At 61.4% G+C, this 18,239-nt stretch carries 20 protein-coding genes; 9 read left to right on the plus strand and 11 right to left on the minus strand.

Annotated features, from left to right (window positions below; all coding sequences use genetic code 11):
• Positions 1–159: 159 nt before the first annotated feature.
• The 7 genes from hyi to B1722_RS04165 all read left to right on the plus strand — a co-directional run bounded on the left by hyi (position 160) and on the right by B1722_RS04165 (position 8,034).
• Complete coding sequence (gene hyi / locus B1722_RS04135) at positions 160–942, plus strand: hydroxypyruvate isomerase (protein ID WP_086791472.1); 783 nt, start codon at positions 160–162, stop codon at positions 940–942.
• A 200-nt stretch (positions 943–1,142) separates the two neighbouring features.
• Complete coding sequence (locus tag B1722_RS04140; protein WP_047292610.1) at positions 1,143–2,036, plus strand: 2-hydroxy-3-oxopropionate reductase; 894 nt, start codon at positions 1,143–1,145, stop codon at positions 2,034–2,036.
• 170 nt (positions 2,037–2,206) lie between these two features.
• Positions 2,207–3,481 (plus strand): glycerate kinase, encoded by a 1,275-nt coding sequence (locus B1722_RS04145; protein ID WP_086791474.1) that lies wholly within the window; start codon positions 2,207–2,209, stop codon positions 3,479–3,481.
• Positions 3,478–4,893 (plus strand): pyruvate kinase, encoded by a 1,416-nt coding sequence (gene pyk, locus B1722_RS04150; protein WP_086791476.1) that lies wholly within the window; start codon positions 3,478–3,480, stop codon positions 4,891–4,893. The genes B1722_RS04145 and pyk overlap by 4 nt, the downstream gene beginning before the upstream one ends.
• A 200-nt stretch (positions 4,894–5,093) precedes the next feature.
• Positions 5,094–6,008, plus strand: coding sequence for an urea transporter (locus tag B1722_RS04155; RefSeq protein ID WP_086791478.1), 915 nt, complete (start codon positions 5,094–5,096; stop codon positions 6,006–6,008).
• Positions 6,009–6,029: 21 nt separating this feature from the next.
• Positions 6,030–6,854: an ion transporter gene (locus B1722_RS04160; protein ID WP_086791480.1), complete on the plus strand. Its 825-nt coding sequence runs from the start codon at positions 6,030–6,032 to the stop codon at positions 6,852–6,854.
• A gap of 181 nt (positions 6,855–7,035) precedes the next feature.
• Complete coding sequence (locus B1722_RS04165; RefSeq protein ID WP_086791482.1) at positions 7,036–8,034, plus strand: sulfate ABC transporter substrate-binding protein; 999 nt, start codon at positions 7,036–7,038, stop codon at positions 8,032–8,034.
• Between the two features lie 145 nt (positions 8,035–8,179).
• Here B1722_RS04165 and B1722_RS04170 read toward each other — a convergent pair whose 3' ends face one another.
• The gene (locus tag B1722_RS04170; RefSeq protein ID WP_086791484.1) at positions 8,180–8,800 is read right to left on the minus strand and encodes a DUF5666 domain-containing protein; all 621 of its coding nucleotides are present in this window, start codon (positions 8,798–8,800) and stop codon (positions 8,180–8,182) included.
• Positions 8,801–9,043: 243 nt separating this feature from the next.
• Between B1722_RS04170 and B1722_RS04175 the strand changes: the two genes are divergently transcribed.
• Entirely contained in the window at positions 9,044–10,231 is a 1,188-nt protein-coding gene (locus B1722_RS04175) for an MFS transporter (RefSeq protein ID WP_086791486.1), read from the plus strand.
• A gap of 69 nt (positions 10,232–10,300) precedes the next feature.
• Here the strand turns inward: B1722_RS04175 and B1722_RS04180 are convergent, their stop codons facing one another.
• Together B1722_RS04180 and B1722_RS04185 are read right to left on the minus strand one after the other, a co-directional pair.
• The gene (locus B1722_RS04180; RefSeq protein ID WP_086791488.1) at positions 10,301–10,705 is read right to left on the minus strand and encodes a type II toxin-antitoxin system HicB family antitoxin; all 405 of its coding nucleotides are present in this window, start codon (positions 10,703–10,705) and stop codon (positions 10,301–10,303) included.
• Positions 10,705–10,917, minus strand: coding sequence for a type II toxin-antitoxin system HicA family toxin (locus B1722_RS04185; RefSeq protein ID WP_041072921.1), 213 nt, complete (start codon positions 10,915–10,917; stop codon positions 10,705–10,707). Before B1722_RS04185 ends, B1722_RS04180 begins: the two co-directional genes overlap by 1 nt.
• A gap of 267 nt (positions 10,918–11,184) precedes the next feature.
• Between B1722_RS04185 and B1722_RS04190 the strand changes: the two genes are divergently transcribed.
• Entirely contained in the window at positions 11,185–12,072 is an 888-nt protein-coding gene (locus B1722_RS04190; protein WP_086791490.1) for a LysR family transcriptional regulator, read from the plus strand.
• Positions 12,073–12,176: 104 nt separating this feature from the next.
• Here B1722_RS04190 and B1722_RS04195 read toward each other — a convergent pair whose 3' ends face one another.
• The 8 genes from B1722_RS04195 to B1722_RS04230 are packed head-to-tail and all read right to left on the minus strand — an operon-like array spanning position 12,177 to position 18,180.
• The gene (locus B1722_RS04195; protein ID WP_041072925.1) at positions 12,177–12,581 is read right to left on the minus strand and encodes a hypothetical protein; all 405 of its coding nucleotides are present in this window, start codon (positions 12,579–12,581) and stop codon (positions 12,177–12,179) included.
• A gap of 27 nt (positions 12,582–12,608) precedes the next feature.
• Positions 12,609–13,811, minus strand: a complete 1,203-nt coding sequence (ccmI, locus tag B1722_RS04200; RefSeq protein WP_086791492.1) for a c-type cytochrome biogenesis protein CcmI — start codon at positions 13,809–13,811, stop codon at positions 12,609–12,611.
• A complete protein-coding gene (locus B1722_RS04205; RefSeq protein WP_041072928.1) occupies positions 13,808–14,278 on the minus strand; it encodes a cytochrome c-type biogenesis protein in 471 nt (156 codons plus the stop codon). Before B1722_RS04205 ends, ccmI begins: the two co-directional genes overlap by 4 nt.
• Positions 14,275–14,811 carry a DsbE family thiol:disulfide interchange protein gene (locus B1722_RS04210; protein WP_041072930.1) on the minus strand — a complete coding sequence of 179 codons (537 nt, stop codon included), beginning with the start codon at positions 14,809–14,811 and terminating at the stop codon, positions 14,275–14,277. Before B1722_RS04210 ends, B1722_RS04205 begins: the two co-directional genes overlap by 4 nt.
• Positions 14,808–16,796 carry a heme lyase CcmF/NrfE family subunit gene (locus B1722_RS04215; protein WP_086791494.1) on the minus strand — a complete coding sequence of 663 codons (1,989 nt, stop codon included), beginning with the start codon at positions 16,794–16,796 and terminating at the stop codon, positions 14,808–14,810. Before B1722_RS04215 ends, B1722_RS04210 begins: the two co-directional genes overlap by 4 nt.
• A gap of 3 nt (positions 16,797–16,799) precedes the next feature.
• Positions 16,800–17,255 (minus strand): cytochrome c maturation protein CcmE, encoded by a 456-nt coding sequence (ccmE, locus tag B1722_RS04220; protein ID WP_041072935.1) that lies wholly within the window; start codon positions 17,253–17,255, stop codon positions 16,800–16,802.
• Positions 17,252–17,428 carry a heme exporter protein CcmD gene (gene ccmD / locus B1722_RS04225; RefSeq protein ID WP_003222944.1) on the minus strand — a complete coding sequence of 59 codons (177 nt, stop codon included), beginning with the start codon at positions 17,426–17,428 and terminating at the stop codon, positions 17,252–17,254. Before ccmD ends, ccmE begins: the two co-directional genes overlap by 4 nt.
• Positions 17,425–18,180 (minus strand): heme ABC transporter permease, encoded by a 756-nt coding sequence (locus B1722_RS04230; RefSeq protein WP_041072937.1) that lies wholly within the window; start codon positions 18,178–18,180, stop codon positions 17,425–17,427. The genes ccmD and B1722_RS04230 overlap by 4 nt, the downstream gene beginning before the upstream one ends.
• Positions 18,181–18,239 lie beyond the last annotated feature (59 nt).

The following is an 18,239-nucleotide window of genomic DNA, read 5'->3' on the forward strand; positions in this document are numbered from 1 at the left end:
TGTGGGAGCAAGCCATGTGGCGAGGGAGCTTGCTCCCGCTCGGCTGCGAAGCAGTCGTAAAGCTTTTGGGGTCGCTTCGCGCCCCAGCGGGAGCAAGCTCCCTCGCCACACAGGCTCGCTCCCACAAGGGGGACCTCACAAGATTTACGGGAGACCACCATGCCGCGTTTCGCAGCCAACCTGTCCATGCTGTTCACCGAACAGGATTTCCTTGTCCGTTTCGACGCCGCCGCCAAGGCCGGTTTCAGTGGTGTGGAATACCTGTTCCCGTACGACTTCAGCTCTGCCGAAATCAAGGCAAAGCTCGAGGCCAACGGGCTGACCCAAGTGCTGTTCAACCTGCCGGCCGGTGACTGGGCCAAGGGCGAGCGCGGTATCGCCTGCCTGCCGGATCGGGTTGAAGAGTTCCGTGCCGGGGTCGATCTGGCGATTGCCTACGCGCAAGTGCTGGGCAACACCCAGGTCAACTGCCTGGCCGGTATCCGCCCGCAAGGCGTCGACGATGCCACTGTGGAAAAGACCTTCGTCGCCAACCTCAAGTACGCCGCCGACAAGCTGCAGGCGGCGGGTATCAAACTGGTGATGGAAGCGATCAACACCCGCGACATCCCGGGTTTCTACCTGAACAACACGGCGCAAGCCCTGTCGATTCGCGAGCAAGTTGGCAGCGCCAATCTGTTCCTGCAATACGACATCTATCACATGCAAATCATGGAAGGCGATCTGGCCCGTACCCTGCAATCGCACCTGGGCGAGATCAACCATGTGCAGCTCGCGGACAACCCGGGGCGCAACGAGCCGGGCACCGGCGAGATCAACTACCGCTTCCTGTTCGAACACCTGGATCGGATTGGTTATCAGGGTTGGGTGGGTTGCGAGTACAAGCCGCTGACCACCACTGAAGCGGGCCTCGGCTGGCTGAAAACTCATAACGCAATCTAAGAACACCACAAAACCCTTGTGGCGAGGGAGCTTGCTCCCGCTCGGCTGCAAAGCAGTCGTAAATCCTGCAAACCGATTTTGTCTGACACACCACAGTGGCTGGTTTTGGGGGTGCTTCGCCCCCCAGCGGGAGCAAGCTCCCTCGCCACAAAGTGTGTTCGGCACATTATTTGGCTACACAAAAACAAGAGGATTTTCTCATGGCTAAAATCGGATTTATCGGCACCGGCATCATGGGCCACCCAATGGCTTCGAACCTGCAGAAAGCCGGTCACAGCCTGTTCCTGTCGGCGCACCACGACGCCGCTCCGGCCGATCTGGTCGCCGCTGGCGCCGTCGCCCTGGCCAACCCGCGCGAAGTCGCGCAGGAAGCTGAATTCATCATCGTCATGGTGCCGGATACCCCGCAGGTCGACGACGTGCTGTTCCGCGCCGACGGCGTCGCGGCTGGTATCGGCAAAGGCAAAGTGGTGATCGACATGAGCTCGATCTCGCCGACCGCCACCAAGGCCTTCGCCGCGAAGATCAACGAAAAAGGCGCGCAGTACCTCGACGCCCCGGTATCCGGCGGTGAAGTCGGCGCCAAGGCCGCGACCCTGAGCATCATGGTCGGTGGCGACGCCGATGCCTTTGAACGCGCGCTGCCGCTGTTTCAGGCCATGGGCAAGAACATCACTCTGGTCGGTGGCAATGGCGACGGTCAGACCGCCAAAGTGGCGAACCAGATCATCGTCGCGCTGAACATTCAGGCTGTCGCTGAAGCCCTGCTGTTCGCCTCGAAAAACGGTGCCGATCCAGCCAAGGTGCGTGAAGCACTGATGGGCGGTTTCGCTTCGTCGAAGATCCTCGAAGTGCACGGCGAGCGCATGATCAAGGGCACTTTCGATCCAGGCTTCCGCATCAGCCTGCACCAGAAAGACCTGAACCTGGCCCTGCAAGGCGCCAAGGAGCTGAACATCAACCTGCCGAACACCGCCAACGCCCAGCAAGTGTTCAGCACCTGCGCGGCGATCGGTGGCAGCAACTGGGACCACTCGGCGCTGATCAAGGGTCTGGAACACATGGCCAACTTCTCGATTCGCGACAAGAAGTAATCTGCGCTTCTGGCTCGCTCCCTGTGGGAGCGGGCTTGCCCGCGATGGCATCGACTCGGTCTGCCTGAATGACCGCGGCGCCTGAATCGCTGGCAAGCCAGCTCCCACAAGGATCGCGTCGCTGCACCGTTGTCGTTCCATCCCAATAACAAGAATTCCGGGAGCCCGCCATGTCGGTCGATCCGCAACAACTGCTGCGTGAGCTGTTTGCCACAGCCATCGACGCGGCCCATCCGAACCAGGTCCTCGAAGCCCATCTGCCTGCCGATCGCACGGGTCGGGTGATCGTCATCGGCGCCGGCAAAGCCGCCGCTGCCATGGCACAAGTGGTCGAGCGCAGCTGGCAGGGAGAAGTCTCGGGCCTGGTAGTGACCCGTTACGGTCACGGCGCCCCGTGCGAAAAAATCGAAGTGGTCGAAGCCGCGCACCCGGTACCGGACGCTGCCGGCCTGGCCGTGGCCAAACGCGTGCTGGAACTGGTCAGCAATCTGACTGAAGACGACCGCGTGATCTTCCTGCTGTCCGGTGGCGGCTCTGCCCTGCTCGCCCTGCCGGCTGAAGGCATCACCCTGGCGGACAAGCAGTCGATCAACAAAGCCCTGCTCAAATCCGGCGCGACCATCGGCGAAATGAACTGCGTGCGCAAGCACCTCTCGGCGATCAAGGGCGGCCGCCTCGGTAAGGCCTGCTGGCCTGCCACTGTGTATACCTACGCGATTTCCGATGTACCGGGCGACCTCGCCACGGTCATCGCCTCGGGCCCGACCGTGGCCGACCCGAGCACCTCGGCCGAAGCGCTGGCGATCCTCAAGCGCTACGGCATCGAAGTCCCGGCGTCCGTGCGCACTTGGCTGCAAAGCGCGGAATCGGAAACCGTCAAACCCGGCGACCCGAGCCTGGCCCGCAGTCATTTCCAGCTGATCGCGCGCCCGCAGCAATCGCTGGATGCGGCGGCGGTGAAATGCCGTCAGGCCGGTTTCAGCACGCTGATCCTTGGCGACCTCGAAGGTGAGTCCCGCGAAGTGGCGAAAGTCCATGCTGGCATCGCTCGGCAGATCATCAACCATGGTCAACCACTGGCTGCGCCTTGCGTGATTCTCTCCGGCGGTGAAACCACGGTGACCGTGCGCGGCAATGGTCGCGGCGGACGCAACGCCGAATTCCTCTTGAGCCTCACTGACAGCCTCAAGGGCCAGCCCGGCGTCTACGCGCTGGCCGGCGACACCGACGGCATCGACGGCTCGGAAGACAACGCCGGCGCAATCATGACCCCGGACAGCTACGCCCGCGCCGCCGCCCTCGGTTTGAGCGCCAGCGACGAGCTGGATAACAACAACGGTTACGGCTACTTCGAGGCGCTCGATGCGCTGATCGTCACCGAGCCGACCCGCACTAACGTCAACGACTTCCGCGCCATCCTGATCCTTGAGAACTGCAAATCATGACGCCTGATAAAAAGGTCAAAATCCTCGCCACCCTCGGACCTGCCGTCGATGGCATCGAAGACATCCGTGAGCTGGTCGAGGCCGGGGTCAACATCTTCCGCCTGAACTTCAGCCACGGTGATCACGCCGACCACGCCAAGCGCTATCAGTGGATCCGCGAGGTCGAGCGCCAGCTCAACTATCCGCTGGGGATCCTGATGGACTTGCAGGGGCCGAAACTGCGCGTCGGCAAGTTCGCCGACGGCAAGGTGCAGCTGCATCGCGGTCAGGCCTTCCGCCTCGATCTGGACGCCACACCCGGTGATGAGCGCCGCGTGAACCTGCCGCACCCGGAGATCATCGCCGCGCTCGAAGCGGGCATGGATCTGCTGCTGGATGACGGCAAGCTGCGCCTGCGCGTGGTCACAAAATACACCGACGCGATCGACACCACCGTGCTCGCCGGCGGCGAACTGTCGGACCGCAAAGGGGTGAACGTGCCGCAAGCGGTGCTCGACCTCAGCCCACTGACGGCCAAGGATCGCCGCGACCTGAGCTTCGGTCTGGAACTGGGTGTGGACTGGGTGGCGCTGTCGTTCGTGCAACGCCCGCAAGACATTCTCGAAGCCCGCGAACTGATCGGCGACAAGGCCTTTCTGATGGCGAAAATCGAGAAGCCGTCAGCGGTTGAGCAACTGCGCGAAATCGCCCAACTGAGCGACGCGATCATGGTCGCTCGCGGCGACCTCGGCGTGGAAGTGCCGGCGGAAAGCGTGCCGCAGATCCAGAAAAACATCATCAGCACCTGCCGCGAACTCGGCAAACCGGTGGTGGTGGCGACGCAGATGCTCGAATCGATGCGTTTCTCCCCGGCCCCGACCCGCGCCGAAGTCACTGACGTGGCGAATGCTGTGGCTGAAGGCGCGGATGCGGTGATGCTGTCGGCCGAAACCGCCTCCGGTGAATACCCGCTGGAAGCCGTGCAGATGATGAGCAAGATCATTCGCCAGGTGGAAAACGGTCCGGACTATCAGACTCAACTCGACGTCAGCCGACCGAAAGCCGAGGCAACGGTGTCCGATGCGATCAGTTGCGCGATCCGCCGCATCAGCAACGTGCTGCCGGTGGCGGTGCTGGTCAACTACAGCGAATCGGGCGCTTCGACGTTGCGCGCGGCACGGGAACGACCGAAAGCGCCGATCCTCAACCTGACGCCGAACCTGCAGACCGCGCGGCGCTTGAGCGTGGCGTGGGGGATTCATTCGGTGGTCAACGATCGCCTGCGTCAGGTCGATGAGGTGTGTTCGACGGCGCTGGAAATCGCCCAGGCGCAAGGCATGGCCGAGCGTGGCGATACGTTGCTGATCACCGCCGGTGTGCCGTTCGGGCAGCCGGGATCGACCAACTCACTGCGGATCGAAACGCTGATCTGACTAGCGACACAAAACCTGTGGCGAGGGAGCTTGCTCCCGCTCGGCTGCGCAGCAGTCGTCGCTTTTAGGGCATGACGGTTTTCACAGAAGAACCGCATTAACCCTTGTTGGGGCCGCTACGCGCCCCAGCGGGAGCAAGCTCCCTCGCCACAGTTATTGGCAAGACCTTTTGATTGTCCCACTGCCCAGATTTATTCAACATGCCTGCCAATCATTTCAACACCCACTGCCCCGACTGGGCCGAGGCTTTGCTCAACGGTTTCAGTCAGATATTCCTCCAGCGCCATCCGCTGTGCGGCCTGTTGTGCCTGCTGGCGATCCTGCTCACTGCGCCGGTGCTGTTTGCCGGCGCGCTGCTCGGTGCAGTCGCCGGCCTGCTCACCGCGCAACGGCGCAACTATGCCAAGGCGGATCGTCAGGCCGGATTGTTCAGTTACAACGGCGTGCTGCTTGGCTTGGTGCTCAGCCTGTATTTCCCGTGGTCGCCGATGCTGCCGCCGCTGATTCTGGCGGCCGGTGGCCTCAGTGCGATGGTCACTCAGCAATGGCTCAAACACGTGTACCGCAGCCGATCGATACCGGCCTACACCTCACCGTTTGTAGCAATGAGCTGGGTGTTACTGTTGTTCGCCGAACCGTCTGCGCCGATGACTCACATCGAGATGACCACGCTGAACCTGCTCGCCGCTGAACTGCGTGGACTGGGTCAGGTGATGTTCCTCGGTCATCCGCTGGCCGGCGCGTTGATCGGCATCGGTCTGTTGATCGCCGATCGTCGGGCGTTCTGCTGGGCAGTGCTGGCGTCGGCCATCGGTCTCGCCTCCAGCCTGCTGCACCACGAAACCGCTGCAGCGTTGCTGGGACTGGGCAGTTACAACGCGGTGCTCGCCGCCCTCGCCTTCAGTTCACAGCGTCAACAACCGTGGCTGCCGCTGCTGGGCATCGTCCTGGCGCTGCTGGTCACCCCGCTGTTCGCCGCTCTCGGTCTGGCGACGCTGACCGCGCCGTTCATCCTCGCCGGCTGGCTGATCCGTGCCGGGATCCAGATGCTCGGTAAAGCGGCCGTCGACGCCACGCCTTGCGCACAGGGGGACAATCAACCTAGGCTGCGCTGATCTTCAATTCAGGCGTTATCCATGGACAGCAGCAACAGTTGGCGTGAACGGCTTTACGTGATGATTTTCCAGAGCGACACCCTCGCCGGGCGGCGCTTCGACGGCACCTTGCTGTTGATCATCCTTGCCAGCCTGGTGGTGGTGATGCTCGACAGCATCGACAGCATTCACCAGAACTACGCCGATGTGCTGGCCTACATCGAGTGGGGTTTCACGGTCATTTTTCTCGGTGAATACATCCTGCGCCTGTATTGCTCACCGAAGCCGTTGCGCTACGCCTTCAGTTTCTACGGACTGGTGGATCTGCTGGCGATCGTGCCGGGGATCCTGGCGCTTTATTACAGCGATGCGCAGTACCTGCTGATCATCCGGATCATTCGGATGCTGCGGATCTTCCGCGTACTCAAGCTCAGCCCGTACCTCAAGCAAGCCAACTATTTGATGTCGGCGCTGCGCGGCAGCAAGCAGAAGATCGTGGTGTTCCTGGTCAGCGTCTGCACGCTGGTGACGGTGTTCGGCACCCTGATGTACGTGATCGAAGGTCCGGAACACGGCTTCACCAGCATCCCCAAAGGCATCTATTGGGCTATCGTGACCCTGACCACCGTCGGCTTCGGCGACATCGTGCCGAAAACCCCGCTGGGCCAGGTGATTTCCTCGCTGGTGATGATTACCGGTTACTCGATCATCGCCGTGCCCACCGGGATCTTCACCGCAGAACTGGCCAACGCCATGCGCGGCGAACAGCTGCAACACGACTGCCCGGTGTGCAAGAAAAGCAGCCATGAACACAGCGCGGCGTTTTGCTCGCGGTGTGGCAGTCAGCTGTTTAAGAAAGTGGAATAAGCACAGAGCTTTTTAATCTTTAAACGACTATGCGTGCCCCGTTATAGTCAGTGGCAATTAAACATCACCCCCTGTAGGAGCTGCCGCAGGCCGCGATCTTTTGATCTTGATTCTCTAAAAACAAAATCAAAGGATCGCAGCCTGCGGCAGCTCCTACACAAAACAAAACAAGGAATGCGCAGTGAAAAAACTCTTTGGCGCCTCACTTCTCGCCGCCGGTCTTGCCTTTGGCAGCGTGGTTCAAGCCGCACCGACCCTGCTCAACGTCTCCTATGACGTGATGCGCGATTTCTACAAGGACTACAACACTGCGTTCCAGAAACACTGGCAGGCCGAGCACAACGAAAACATCACCGTGCAGATGTCCTTCGGCGGTTCGAGCAAGCAGGCGCGCTCGGTGATCGATGGCCTGCCGGCTGACGTCATCACCATGAACATGGCAACCGACATCAACGCCCTCGCCGACAACGGCAAACTGGTGCCGGACAACTGGGTCACTCGCCTGCCGAACAACAGCGCCCCGTTCACCTCGGCCACCGTGTTCATCGTCCGTAAAGGCAACCCGAAAGCCCTGAAAGACTGGCCGGACCTGCTCAAGGACGGCGTGCAGGTGATCGTGCCGAACCCGAAAACTTCGGGCAACGGTCGCTACACCTACCTCTCGGCCTGGGGCTACGTGCTGAAGAATGGTGGTGACGAGAACAAGGCCAAAGACTTCGTCGGCAAACTGTTCAAGCAAGCGCCAGTGCTCGACACCGGTGGCCGCGCCGCGACCACCACGTTCATGACCAACCAGATCGGCGACGTGCTGGTGACCTTCGAGAACGAAGCCGAAATGATCGCACGCGAATTCGGTCGCGATCAGTTTGAAGTGATCTACCCGAGCGTCTCCGCCGAAGCCGAGCCACCAGTGTCGGTGGTCGACAAAGTGGTCGACAAGAAAGGCACCCGCGCCGCTGCCGACGAATACCTGAAGTACCTGTGGTCGCCGCAAGGCCAGGAAATTGCTGCTGCCAACTACCTGCGTCCACGGGACCCGGCGGTGCTGGCGAAGTACACCGATCGTTTCCCGAAAGTCGACTTCCTGTCGGTTGAGAAGACCTTCGGCGACTGGCGTTCGGTGCAGAAGACCCACTTCAATGATGGCGGGATCTTTGATCAGATTTATACCGGTCAGTAAGGCGTGAACTGAAATGAAAAAGGCGACCTCAACAGGTCGCCTTTTTTGTGGCGAACCCCTGTAGGAGCTGCCGCAGGCTGCGATCTTTTGACTTTGATTTTAAAAACCAAGATCAAAAGATCGCAGCCTTCGGCAGCTCCTACAGTTACATCGGCGGCGTGACGCCGTCCTTGCCAGCGGAAATCGATTGCGCGGTCAGCGTGCCGTCCGCGCCTTGCGTGACGAACGTCACGATCTTCACCCCGACCTTGAGCAAACTCCGACCCCCTGGCATCAGGTTGACGATCGGCACATCCTCCGGCACCAGAATCTTCTGCTGCCCGCCCTTGTAGTTGACGGTCAGCACCCGGCCATTGCTCACCACCAGATCACCGACACTGCCATTGGTCATGCTGCTGCCCCTGGCCAGGTCGAATGGCCGATGGCCGTCGCCGCTGCCGGCCAGTTCCGGCGGGAATACGTGCACTTCCAGCGCCTTGAGCGTGCCGTCCTCCTGCGGCATGGCCGCCGAGCCGATGTAGCTGCCGGGCTTGATGTCCTCGATATTGGCCAGGGTGACGGCGCGCACTTTGGTGTCAGCGGTCAATTGAATCACCACGTTCTCGCCGCTGTTGACGTGGACTTTCAACGAGTCAGCGCTGACTCCGGTGATCTCGCCGCGTACGCCGATCCGCATTCCCGGGGCATCCGCAGCCTGTACTGCGCTGGCGCCAAGCAGACCGATCAGGACAATCGTGGTGGTGTGACGCAGCAGCCGACGCAACATGGCAATCCTCCGTTGGTAAACAGTTGAACAGCAGCGGTAAACATAAGCACGCTATCGAAGAAGATGTAAGTGAATGTATCATCGACGCTCTCCGGCCGGACGCAAGGTTCGCCGATGGACGACACCGCGCTTGAAGCCAATCATTCCGCAACGGAATAACTGATATCGATACAAGGCTTCTACCGCCACGTCGGTGCGTCCCTTAGCCTCACCGCATTCCCTTTCGCTGGATCGAGAAACCTTATGAACGCTACAACTCACGCAATGACCCGAGGCATGGTGCTGCTGTTCGCCTTCTGCTGCGGTGCCATCGTCGCCAACATCTACTACGCGCAACCGATCATTGGTCTGATCGCACCGGACATCGGCCTCTCCGACACCATGGCCAGCTTCATCGTCTCGCTGACACAGATCGGTTATGCGCTGGGTCTGTTTTTCCTGGTGCCGCTGGGCGACCTGCTGGAAAACCGCCGACTGATGATCATCACCACCGTAGTGGCCATTGCCAGCCTGCTCGGCGCGGCGTTCACCAGTCAGCCGAATGTGTTTTTGCTGATCTCGTTGCTGGTGGGCTTCAGTTCGGTGTCGGTGCAGATCCTGATTCCGCTGGCTGCACATCTGGCGCCGGAAGAATCCCGTGGCCGGGTAGTCGGCGGGATCATGGGTGGCTTGCTGCTGGGCATCCTGCTGGCAAGACCGGTATCGAGCGTCGTCGCTGACCATTTCGGCTGGCGCGCGATGTTCATGATTGCCGCCGCGTTGATGGCAGCGATCAGCGTGGTGCTGGCGCTGACCGTGCCCAAGCGTCAACCGGATCACAGCGCCACATACGGCCAACTGATCGGTTCATTGTGGACATTGCTGCGCCAGCAACCGGTGCTGCGCCAGCGGGCGTTTTATCAGGGCTGCATGTTCGCCACCTTCAGCCTGTTCTGGACCGCCGTGCCACTGGAGCTGGCGCGTAACCATGGCCTGTCGCAGAGCGAAATCGCGATCTTCGCCCTGGTCGGCGCCATCGGTGCCATCGCCGCGCCGATCAGCGGACGCCTGGCGGACGCCGGCCACACCCGCATCGCCTCCCTGCTGGCCATGCTGTTCGCCAGCCTGAGCTTCCTGCCCGCCTTCATCCACCCGGCCTACAGCGTCATCGGCCTGGCCGTGACCGGCGTAGTACTGGATTTCTGCGTGCAGATGAACATGGTCCTCGGCCAACGTGCGGTCTATTCGCTGGACGCCAAAAGCCGTGGTCGCCTGAATGCGCTGTACATGACCAGCATCTTCATCGGCGGCGCCTTCGGCTCGTCGGTTGCCAGTGCGGTGTATGAGCATGGCGGCTGGTTGTGGATCGTGATTGTCGGCAGCGCCTTCCCGCTGCTGGCGCTGGCGCGGTTTTTGAGTGCTTCGCAACGTGGTTCATTGGCAACCGCTTAAGACGTCAAAAGCATCGCAAGCAGGTTCGCTCCCACAGGTTGTTCACCGGGCCCATGGGAGCGATGACGCTCAATACCGAACCAGTTTCTCCATCGCCGCATCCGCAAGAAACGAAGAACGACTTTTGACATTGTGTTCACGCACATAGCGATCGATGCGCTGGATCACATAGCCTGGCAACGTCACGTTGACCTTCTCGGTCTTGCCCATGTACGGCGAGATATCCAGCTCGAGCATGCCCCAGCCCATGTCGGCAAACTCCGGGTTATTGCGATGGGTCGCTGCCGACGTCGGCATGGGAATCGATTCGCCGTCTGCCGCCATCTCCTGCAGCATGAGATGGGCGACTTCAACGGCTGCGTTGTAAGCGTCCTCGAAGGTATCCCCAGCCGTGACGGCGCCGGGAATGTCGGGTATCTGAATACCGATGGCGGTGTCGTCATCACCCCATTCGATGCAGATCGGATATTGCATTATGGATCTCCCTTGCAGCTGGCTGGCGGGTGGTACAACCCGGCACGCCTCCTGATGCTTTTGACCGTCCCCAGCGGCAAATCCTTTTTCGGGTGGGGAACGGGAATGGTGTACGGGTTGTAACGATGCCTGAAGATGTGATGACTGCCGGTGACTCGATCCAGCGTCCAGCCTGCCTCCTCCAGCTCCTTGATCAATAGCCTGCTTTGCACCTACCGCCTCCTTGCTCCGGCCGAATAAAAGTAACCCTAGAGTTATCTTTACTCAAGCACATGAATCTGCAGAACGACGTTCGGTTGTTTTACCGCATGTGATTGAATGGACGCGGATTACACTCAGCACCCTATTCCCTGTGGGAGCGGGCTTGCTCGCGAAGGCGTCGGATCAGCCAATACATGTGCTGAATGTCAGACCGCTTTCGCGAGCAAGCCCGCTCCCACAAGGGGACTACGACAACTTTCAGATTTGCAGGAAGACTGATGGACCGCCTCGCCGCCATGGAAACCTTCGTCTACGTGGTCGAAACCGGCTCCTTTTCCGCGGCCGCCCGACGCTTGAATATCGGCCAGCCCGCCGTGTCGAAAACCATCGCTCAGCTGGAAAAACGCTTGGCTGTGAGCCTGTTGCTGCGCTCGACTCGCGGCCTGACCCCGACCGAAGCCGGACTGGCGTTTTTCGAGCGGGCCAGACGCGCCATCGACGAAGCCAACGAAGCCGATAACGCCGCCCGTGGCAGCGCCAGCGGTTTAAGCGGCAACCTGCGGATCAGCGCCGCGGTGACTTTCGGCCGCCTGCACGTCGTGCCGCAACTGGGTCCGTTTCTCGATCAGCACCCGCAATTGAACATCGACCTGATGCTCGATGACCGCAATATCAATCTGGTCGAAGAAGGTATCGATGTCGCCCTGCGCATGGGCCCGCTCAGCGACTCTGGTCTCACCGCGCGCAAGATCGCCGACTGTCGCCGCGTAGTGCTCGGCAGCCCGGCCTACTTCGCCTGCCACGGCGAGCCGAGCTGCCCTGCCGATTTGGATAAGCACCAAGGCATCGTCTACAACCTCAGCGGCGGCGCCACCTGGACCTTCACTCAGGGCAGCGAACAACAGACGCAAACCCTCACCGGCCGCCTGCGGGTCAGCGCCGCCGAGGGTTTGCGTGCAGCCGTGCTGGCCGATCAGGGCCTGACCATCGCCTCGCAATGGATGTTCGCTCCGGAGCTGGCAAGCGGCGCGGTCAGGGCGGTGATGAGTGACTGGGTATTGCCGGATCAGGACTTGTGGGCGGTGTTTCCCACGGGGCGGATGGTCAGTGCGAAGGCGCGGGTGTTTGTGGATTATGTGCAAGGGTTGTTGACCAGCGAACTTTGAAAACAGCAGATCAAAAGATCGCAGGCTTCGCCAGCTCCTACAGGGACATCATCAATGCCCGGCAACACACAAAAAAACGGCGATCCAGAGATCGCCGTTTTTCATTACTGCCCGAACTGTTTGCCCAACCCCGGCGGCACGCCGTGGATGTCGGTGTCTTCCCACGGGCCGTTGGGGCTGATTGAGCGGGTCCAGCCGTTGTTCCAGCGGAAGTAGGTGCGCTGGCGGTAGAAGGTGTTGGGCTGGTCGTCGAGGACGTAGACGCCGAGCTTCTGGTCCCAGTGGCTGTTGCCGCCCGGTGGCGGGGCGAAGCTGGCCGAGGTGCGCGGGACTGGCTTGGACGGTTTGGCCGGGATGCTTTTTCCGGGTGTCGGCGAGGTCGACGGGGTCGGGCTCGGTTGTGACGGCGGGATGGGTGGCAGGTTGGTGGTCGGTTCAGGTCGGTGCACCGCACATGCGCTCATGCTCAAGGCCAATGTAATGACGGTGATGCGGGCGAGGCTGTGCATGGCGGTGCTTTCCTGTGGGTTCCGGGGTTATTGGTCCGGGCTGTCGATGGTCAGTGTTTGCGGCGCGGTGGTGCTGCTGGCCAGCGGGCCGCTGCGACCCACCCACTCCCCGGCGGTCGGTTGACCGGCGCGAGAGATGCGCGCAACCAGTTGGACTTCAGGAAAGTTCGACAGTTTCAACTGCGGCATCATCGCGTCGGCATCGCCCAGTTCGACAGTGACCGGCAGATCGGCCACGGTCAGACGCTTGGCCGCCAACGGTGCCGGTGGGCCGGAAACGGCGCGGGCGAAGATGAACACGCTGTCGCCCGGTTGCACCTTGCCTTTGAGTTCGCTGGCCAGATCGACACGCACCTTGAGCAGTGCGGCAACCTTGGCAGCCGGTGCGGCGGCGACCTTGCCGCCTCTGGCTTCAAGCCGTTCAGTGGCGCGGTTGATGCCGCCCTGCAGGGCTTCGCGGGACTTGTCGTCCTCTGGCAATTGCGTCAGCAGGCGATTCCAATAGTCGATGGCTTGCTGATAACGCTCGCCTTCGAACGCGGCGATGCCGAGCAGACCGAGGCTGGTGACTTCTTTCGGGTCGGCGTTCAGCGCTTCGTCGGTCAGGGCCTGGATCTTGTCCGACCACTTTTTACCGTCGGCAAAATACTGCGCCTGTGCCCACTGGCCGAGCAGTTCCGGCTGGCGACCGGCAAGGTTGGCGGCGCGTTCGAACATCTTCGCCGCGTCCGCCGGACGATCCTGGGCCATGTAGGTGCGACCGAGGAAGTACAGGCCTTCCGCCGAATCCGGTTGCGCGGCGACGGCTCGTTCCAGACGCCGGGTCATCTCTTCCATCGACTGCGGTGCCTGGGCGAATTCGCGGGTCAGTTCGACTTTATCGGCAGCACCGAAATGCAGGTACAGACCCAGGCCCAACACCGGCACCAGCACCGCTGCCAACAACGGCAACGGCTTGCCCAGTTTCGACACACGCGGTGCGGCAACGCCCTCGGTATCGGCGAGCAGCTCACGCGCTGCTTCCGCACGACCGCTGTCCATTTGCGCGGCATCGAGTACGCCTTCAGCCTGCTGCGCTTGCAGCTCCGCGACGCGTTCCTGATACAGCGCGACGTTCAGGGCAGTCCGATCCTCTTCACGCTGGGCGCGACGGCCACGCAAAACCGGAATCAGCAGAAAACTCAGGGCGACCAGAAGCAACAGCCCTGCGGCAAGCCAGAAATCAATCATTCTTGGTTTTTATCCAACAGTTGGTCGAGGCGCTGACGTTCTTCGGTGGACAGCGATGACGGGGTTTCGGCGCGCTGACCGCGACGACGGCGCACGATCAGCACAATCACCACCAGACCGCCAAGCAACAGCCCGGCCGGGCCGAACCACAGCAGTGCAGTCTTGGCGTTGAGCGCCGGTTTGTAGCGGACGAAATCACCGTAGCGATCAACCATGAAATCGATGATCTGCTGATTGTCCTTGCCCTCGCCGAGCATGCGAAAAATCTCTTTGCGCAGATCTGCGGCAATCGGTGCGTTGGAGTCGGCGATGTCCTGGTTCTGGCACTTGGGGCAGCGCAGTTCCTTGGTCAACTCGCGGAAACGCTCGCGATCGCCTTCCTTGGCGAACTCGTAGGTGTCAATCGCGGCGTGGGCCACACCGGCCAGACTCAAACCCAAGACCACGGCAGCCATAAAACGCTTCATGGCTTGGCCTCATCGACCAGTGCCTGATATTTGGCTGCGAGTTTTTCGCGCCAGACCTGTTCGTCGATCACCCCGACGTACTTGTCGCGGATGATGCCCTTGGCGTCGATGAAGAAGGTTTCCGGCGCGCCGTACACGCCGAGGTTCAGACCCAGCGAACCTTCGTCGTCACGGATGTCCAGCAGGTACGGGTTGTGGAATTCGGCCAGCCACTTCAACGCATCGGCGTTGGTGTCCTTGTAGTTGATGCCGTAGATCACCACGCCACGCTCGGCCAGTTTGTTCAGTACCGGGTGCTCGACCCGGCAGGAAATGCACCAGGTGCCCCAGACGTTGACCAGTGCCGGTTTGCCGAGGATGTCGGCCTTGGTCAGGGTCTTGTCGCCCTGCACGTTCGGCAGGCTGAATTCCGGGAAGGGCTTGTTGATCATCGCCGACGGCAGTTCCGCCGGATCGAGGTACAGACCGCGATAAAGAAACACCGCCACCAGCAGGAAAATCGCCAGGGGTACCAGCATCAACCAACGTCTCATGCAGCCGCTCCTTGCAGGCCGAGGGCTTCACGCACCCGGGCTTTGACCTTGACTCGATAACGCCGATCCAGCGCCGCCAGCAATCCGCCCAGACCGGTCAGCAGACCACCAAACCAGATCCAGCGCACGAACGGTTTGACGTGAACCCGCACCGCCCACGCGCCGTTTTCCAGCGGCTCGCCCAAGGCGACATAGAGATCGCGAGTGAAACCCGCGTCGATCCCGGCCTCGGTCATCATCGAACTCTGCACGGTGTACAGGCGTTTTTCCGGGTGCAACACGCTGACTTCCTTGCCATCGCGGATCACCCGGATGGTGCCCTTGTCGGAGGTGAAGTTCGGCCCTTCAAAGTGCTTGGCGCCTTCGAAGATGAAGTGATAACCGGCCAGGTCCATCGACTCGCCCGGCGCCAGACGCAGGTCGCGTTCGGCACTGTTCTGGCTCGACAGCACTACACCGAGGGCGCACACGGCGATGCCCAAATGCGCGATCTGCATGCCCCAGTAGCTGCGGGTCAGAGTTGGCAGACCTTTGATCAGGCCCTTGTGGCGAGTCTTGTCGAAGATGTCGCGCACACCGGCGAGCAACACCCACGCGGCGAGCAGGAACGTCGCGATCACCGCCCAGTTGAAATCGCCGTAAGCGACACCAGCCACCACGGCCAATGCGACGCTGCCGAGCAGCACCGGGGTCAGCATGTTCGCCAGCCACTTCACCGGGGTGTCTTTCCAGCGCACGATCACGCCGACCGCCATCACCAGCATCAGCAACGCCATCAGCGGGATGAACAGCGCATTGAAGTAAGGCGGGCCGACCGAGAGCTTGGCGCCGCTGATCGCATCGAGAATCAGCGGATACAGGGTGCCGAGCAGAATCATCGACGCCGCTACCACCAGCACCAGGTTGTTGCCCAGCAACAGGGTTTCACGCGACCACAGGTTGAAGCCGACCTGGCTCTTGACCACCGGCGCGCGCAACGCAAACAGCGTCAGCGAACCACCGACCACGAACAGCAGGAAGATCAGAATGAACACGCCACGCTCAGGGTCGGAGGCAAACGCGTGCACCGAGGTCAGCACGCCGGAGCGCACGAGGAAGGTACCGAGCAGGCTCAACGAAAATGCAGCAATCGCCAGCAACACCGTCCAGCTCTTGAACACCCCACGTTTTTCCGTGACGGCCAGCGAGTGGATCAACGCGGTGCCGACCAGCCATGGCATGAACGAGGCGTTTTCCACCGGGTCCCAGAACCACCAGCCGCCCCAGCCGAGTTCGTAGTAAGCCCACCACGAACCGAGGGTGATGCCGATGCCGAGAAAGGCCCAGGCGACAATCGTCCACGGCCGCGACCAGCGCGCCCAAGCAGCATCAAGACGACCACCGAGCAGTGCGGCGATGGCGAAGGCGAACGCCACCGAGAAGCCGACGTACCCCATATAAAGCATCGGAGGATGCACGATCAGGCCGATGTCTTGCAGCAGCGGATTGAGGTCACGACCATCCGCCGGAATCTGCGGCAGGATCCGCGAAAACGGGTTCGACGTGAGGATCAGAAACAACAGGAAACCGGTGCTGATCATGCCCATCACCGCCAGCACCCGGGCGAGCATGACTTGCGGCAACTGCCGGGAGAACACCGACACGGCGAAGGTCCAGCCACCGAGGATCAACGCCCACAGCAGCAGCGAACCTTCGTGAGCGCCCCACACCGCGCTGAACTTGTAGTACCACGGCAAGGCGCTGTTGGAGTTCATCGCCACGTAACCGACCGAGAAATCGTCGGTCATGAACGCGTAGGTCAGGCAACCGAAGGCAAACAGCAGGAACGCAAACTGACCCCACGCCGCCGGCTGGGCCAGGCCCATCCACAGACGGTCGCCGCGCCACGCACCGAACAGCGGCACCACGGCCTGCACCAGCGCAAAACACAGCGCCAGAATCATCGCCAGATGGCCGAGTTCGGGAATAAACAGTGCAGACGTCATCGATCAACCCTCCTTCGCTGGGGTCGGTGCCGATTGACCGCTGTCTTTCAGCGCTTTGGTCACTTCCGGCGGCATGTACTTCTCGTCGTGCTTGGCCAGCACTTCATCGGCCACCACCACGCCGTCGGCGTTGAGTTTGCCCAGGGCGACAATGCCCTGCCCTTCGCGGAACAGATCCGGGAGGATCCCGCGATAGGTGATGGTCACGGCTTTGTTGAAGTCGGTGACAACGAATTTGACGTCCAGCGAGTCCGGCGAACGCTGCAGCGAGCCCTTCTCGACCATGCCGCCGGCGCGGATGCGCGTGTCGTGCGGCGCTTCACCGTTGGCGATCTGGGTCGGCGTGTAAAACAGGTTGATGTTTTCCTGCAGGGCGCTGAGGGCCAGGCCGACGGCAGCGCCGACCCCGACCAGGATCGCCAGAATGAGGGTCAGACGTTTTTTGCGCAGCGGATTCACTTGCCGTTCTCCCGGCGCAGACGACGCGCCTCTTGTTGCAGATAGCGCTTGCGGGCCGCAATCGGTGCGACCACGTTGAGGATCAGCACCGCCAGACAGATGCCGTAGGCCGACCAGACGTACAGGCCGTGGTGGCCCATGGCGAGAAAGTCGCCAAATGAAGCGAAACTCATCGCGCGGCCTCCAGGCTGTTCTGCACTTCTTCCTTGACCCAACTGGCGCGCGCTTCGCGCTTGAGCACTTCAAGGCGCATGCGCAACAACAGCACGGCGCCGAAGAAGCAGTAGAAACCCAGCACCGTCAGCAGCAGCGGCAGCCACATTTCCGCGGGCATCGCCGGTTTTTCGGTGAGGGTGAAGGTCGCGCCCTGGTGCAGGGTGTTCCACCACTCCACCGAGTACTTGATGATCGGAATGTTGATCACCCCGACAATCGCCAGTACCGCGCAGGCTTTGGCGGCGCTGTCGCGGTTGCTGATGGCGTTGCCCAGTGCAATCACCCCGAAATACAGGAACAGCAGAATCAGCATCGACGTCAGCCGCGCATCCCAGACCCACCACGAACCCCAGGTCGGCTTGCCCCAGATGGCGCCGGTGACCAGCGCCACGGCGGTCATCCACGCGCCGATCGGCGCCGCGCATTGCAGGGCGACGTCGGCCAGTTTCATCTTCCACACCAGGCCGACCACGCCACACACCGCCAGCATCACGTAAATCGACTGCGCCAGCATCGCCGCCGGCACGTGAATATAGATGATGCGGAAGCTGTTGCCCTGCTGATAGTCCGGCGGCGCGAAGGCCAGGCCCCAGACGACGCCAATGCTGATCAGCAGCAACGCTGCGATGCTCAACCACGGCAGGAACTTGCTGCTGATGCCGTAGAACCACTTGGGCGAGCCGAGCTTGTGAAACCAGGTCCAGTTCATACTGTTTCCATCACGGTGCCGCTCATCGATGTGAGCGGTCTCAGGGTCTTTGCTGGTTA

The organism is Pseudomonas sp. SCPG-7, from assembly GCF_002156405.1.
GTDB lineage: Bacteria > Pseudomonadota > Gammaproteobacteria > Pseudomonadales > Pseudomonadaceae > Aquipseudomonas > Aquipseudomonas parakoreensis.

Excerpts from the sequence above, each read along its gene's own strand:
- hyi (WP_086791472.1), top strand. The coding sequence starts at position 160 with ATGCCGCGTTTCGCAGCCAACCTGTCCATGCTGTTCACCGAACAGGAT.
- B1722_RS04140 (WP_047292610.1), top strand. The coding sequence starts at position 1,143 with ATGGCTAAAATCGGATTTATCGGCACCGGCATCATGGGCCACCCAATG.
- B1722_RS04145 (WP_086791474.1), top strand. The coding sequence starts at position 2,207 with ATGTCGGTCGATCCGCAACAACTGCTGCGTGAGCTGTTTGCCACAGCC.
- pyk (WP_086791476.1), top strand. The coding sequence starts at position 3,478 with ATGACGCCTGATAAAAAGGTCAAAATCCTCGCCACCCTCGGACCTGCC.
- B1722_RS04155 (WP_086791478.1), top strand. The coding sequence starts at position 5,094 with ATGCCTGCCAATCATTTCAACACCCACTGCCCCGACTGGGCCGAGGCT.
- B1722_RS04160 (WP_086791480.1), top strand. The coding sequence starts at position 6,030 with ATGGACAGCAGCAACAGTTGGCGTGAACGGCTTTACGTGATGATTTTC.
- B1722_RS04170 (WP_086791484.1), bottom strand. The coding sequence starts at position 8,800 with ATGTTGCGTCGGCTGCTGCGTCACACCACCACGATTGTCCTGATCGGT.
- B1722_RS04175 (WP_086791486.1), top strand. The coding sequence starts at position 9,044 with ATGAACGCTACAACTCACGCAATGACCCGAGGCATGGTGCTGCTGTTC.
- B1722_RS04180 (WP_086791488.1), bottom strand. The coding sequence starts at position 10,705 with ATGCAATATCCGATCTGCATCGAATGGGGTGATGACGACACCGCCATC.
- B1722_RS04190 (WP_086791490.1), top strand. The coding sequence starts at position 11,185 with ATGGACCGCCTCGCCGCCATGGAAACCTTCGTCTACGTGGTCGAAACC.
- B1722_RS04195 (WP_041072925.1), bottom strand. The coding sequence starts at position 12,581 with ATGCACAGCCTCGCCCGCATCACCGTCATTACATTGGCCTTGAGCATG.
- ccmI (WP_086791492.1), bottom strand. The coding sequence starts at position 13,811 with ATGATTGATTTCTGGCTTGCCGCAGGGCTGTTGCTTCTGGTCGCCCTG.
- B1722_RS04205 (WP_041072928.1), bottom strand. The coding sequence starts at position 14,278 with ATGAAGCGTTTTATGGCTGCCGTGGTCTTGGGTTTGAGTCTGGCCGGT.
- B1722_RS04210 (WP_041072930.1), bottom strand. The coding sequence starts at position 14,811 with ATGAGACGTTGGTTGATGCTGGTACCCCTGGCGATTTTCCTGCTGGTG.
- B1722_RS04215 (WP_086791494.1), bottom strand. The coding sequence starts at position 16,796 with ATGACGTCTGCACTGTTTATTCCCGAACTCGGCCATCTGGCGATGATT.
- ccmD (WP_003222944.1), bottom strand. The coding sequence starts at position 17,428 with ATGAGTTTCGCTTCATTTGGCGACTTTCTCGCCATGGGCCACCACGGC.
- B1722_RS04230 (WP_041072937.1), bottom strand. The coding sequence starts at position 18,180 with ATGAACTGGACCTGGTTTCACAAGCTCGGCTCGCCCAAGTGGTTCTAC.